A 2,436-nucleotide genomic window follows, 5' to 3' on the forward strand; every position below is an offset into this window, starting at 1 on the left:
AGTTTATGGGACTTCGGAAAATCAACACTATAGGAATGCAACAAGCAAACAAAGTCATGCATCTCTCTGCAATTGCCTACAACTTGAAGAAATATTTAAAATTCACTGTAAAAAATGTGAAAATAGATGCCAAAACCATGGGGTATTTGTTTTGTCTTGTAAAACGCTTGTTTAGGCCCCAAATAAAGCTGTTAGAACGAATATAATAGGCATCTTAAAATTTAAATAGTATTGGCTTTAACAAAGTAAAAGCCCTTGTAAAAGGAGCTTTTGAATGTTTTTAGAGGCTTGTGCAACGATTACCGTTGTTGGCAACAGTTTTTTAATCGTATTTCGTTTTTTTCTCAAAATCAGATTCTTTAAAATTCCTTTCAATAAAGTTGTATCCTAAATCGTATGTTATTGATTTTTGGTCTTTAAATGAAAACCTAAATAATCTGCCATTGGATTCAATTTTATCCAACTCATATTGGTGTTTCCTTTTTTCGTTTGGGTCAGCTCCCCAATATGTGTAGTTGCCTCTAAAACCTATATTGTAATTAGAATTAAATTTTGAGTTAACTATTTTCGAGTCTCTTATTTCTGTCCATAAAAAGAAGCTTTCCGATTTTTCTAATCGTAATATTTGTGAATCTTTTTCGAAAGTAAAGTAATGTAGTTTTGGATAAAATGGTTCGTCATTTGCTAAACTATCAAGTTTAATTTGTGTGTATAAATTTTGAATAGGAACATAAGCCCAAATTAATTCTTTTGGACCTGCTTTTCCATAATCGTGAATAGTCTTGATTATTTGCCCATCTTTAACAAATGTTGTTGTAATACTTTCATCATCTGTATGTCCAACTGCATAATCATTTTGTAAACTGTCAATATTTGCTTTTGCAAACTTTGAAAATATATATTCAGTTTTAACACTATCAATTATAGATTTATAAAACCCTAATGGCTGTACATATCCTTCTCCTTGAAAATATATCTTATTTTTATTATTTATTGAAATGTCGATTATTGGGCAAGAACCATAACAGCCAGAACTTGAAAATATAATTTGGTCAAATGAATTGCCTTTTTTAGGTTTTATTCTTTGAAGTTTAATTAAGGTCGTGTCATTTTTTGTAAGAATTAACGTATCGTTTAACTGCCCTTTAATTTTCCATTTAAACTCCCAATTTTTATTAAATGGATTTATAATAAAGATGCTATCATTTTTAACTTTATAATCAGTAAATGTTCCTTTGTAATTCAGTTGGTGCTTTCCTGTAATAGAATCTTGGTCGTATCTTTTAAATCCATTAAAAAACTCAATTTTATCTTTTGTAAAACCAATACCAAAAGGTCTGTAAAAAAATGTTGGGACATCATCATTTTTTATTCCTTCTATCTTACTCCATTCTCCGATTAAATTATTTTTGGTATTTATTTTCTCTGTCTCACAACCAAAAAACAGTAAAATAAAAAAAAGATATATGAATTTCAGTTTCGTCATTTTTTCAAATTGGTGGTAACGTTTAGTGTAAAATGCGTTTTAATGCATTTTTACACAGTGTTGTGGTGTCGTTTTAATTTATTTATAGTCCATTGCAATTCATCTTGTTCAGCTTCATACCCATTAATCTCACCATAGGTTGAAAAAGTTGAAATATTAAAACCTCCTTCTATATCATTATACCATACAGCAAGATCTCTAATTATTGCTACTACCCAAAATCCTCCACCCTCATTTCCAAATTCCTTTTCAGTCCATTTTTCAGGTTTAATTGAAATCTTTTGCCAATAGTCTAACTGAACTTGTGTCATTTCTTTAAGACCATTTTCAATTTCCATATTCAGTTCTTTAAGAGATATTGGTTTCCAGCTATTCATATTCAATCTTTTGGTAACCATCCTTGTTCAAATCGACTGAGGTAGTTGGCTAATTCTTCCTTCCTATCTATCCCATCCAAATCTGTACAAACGACTTTTAATTTTTCATAATTTGTGGTTTCTGGTAAACAAGTAGCAAAAAAACATTGCCAAAAAGCATCAGCAAGAGATTCATTATTATGCCAAGTTGTCATCACATCTATTTCTGAATGATTTTCCATAATGACCATTGTTTCATCAAACCAATCGTGTAACAATTCTCCAAATTCACCATGACCCTTAAATTCAAGAATTCCATTTTTTATTGCATCTCGCGTAAATTTGTCAAACTTGTCAGAGTTTGGTTTTGATTTAGAGGAAGTCATTAAACATATCCAATTACTCTCAGGCATCTCACCAGCAAGTAATTCATTGTAGTTAATCCAAATTACTTTTCTACTTTGACATGTATCTATTTCGTTCATTCTTAATGTCTTGTCCTAAAATACGGCTACAGTTAAAATTTGTTTTTAAGCTGTAAATTTATACACGGTATAAGGTGTTTTATAGTCTAAAGATAAGTGTAATCTTATT

The 2,436-nt window shown here is 29.9% G+C and carries 3 protein-coding genes and 1 pseudogene; 1 reads left to right on the plus strand and 3 read right to left on the minus strand.

Annotation, left to right across the window (positions count from 1 at the left end; all coding sequences use genetic code 11):
* Nucleotides 1-206 (plus strand): annotated as a pseudogene (locus AC2D8I_RS16045) (hypothetical protein); the annotation flags it as partial.
* Nucleotides 207-322: 116 nt separating this feature from the next.
* Here AC2D8I_RS16045 and AC2D8I_RS16050 read toward each other — a convergent pair.
* Genes AC2D8I_RS16050 through AC2D8I_RS16060 form a run of 3 tightly spaced genes read right to left on the minus strand, consistent with a single transcriptional unit; the run spans nucleotide 323 to nucleotide 2,228 of the window.
* Entirely contained in the window at nucleotides 323-1,486 is a 1,164-nt protein-coding gene (locus AC2D8I_RS16050; protein WP_484707122.1) for a DUF6438 domain-containing protein, read from the minus strand.
* Between the two features lie 50 nt (nucleotides 1,487-1,536).
* Nucleotides 1,537-1,863 carry a hypothetical protein gene (locus AC2D8I_RS16055; RefSeq protein ID WP_484707123.1) on the minus strand — a complete coding sequence of 109 codons (327 nt, stop codon included), beginning with the start codon at nucleotides 1,861-1,863 and terminating at the stop codon, nucleotides 1,537-1,539.
* Nucleotides 1,864-1,865: 2 nt separating this feature from the next.
* Entirely contained in the window at nucleotides 1,866-2,228 is a 363-nt protein-coding gene (locus AC2D8I_RS16060) for a hypothetical protein (RefSeq protein WP_484707124.1), read from the minus strand.
* Nucleotides 2,229-2,436: the final 208 nt, after the last annotated feature.

Source organism: Lacinutrix sp. YIN62, assembly GCF_057219185.1.

Bases quoted from the DNA above. Each gene is read 5' to 3' on its own strand.
- AC2D8I_RS16060 (WP_484707124.1), bottom strand. From the start codon at position 2,228: ATGACTTCCTCTAAATCAAAACCAAACTCTGACAAGTTTGACAAATTT.
- AC2D8I_RS16055 (WP_484707123.1), bottom strand. From the start codon at position 1,863: ATGAATAGCTGGAAACCAATATCTCTTAAAGAACTGAATATGGAAATT.
- AC2D8I_RS16050 (WP_484707122.1), bottom strand. From the start codon at position 1,486: ATGACGAAACTGAAATTCATATATCTTTTTTTTATTTTACTGTTTTTT.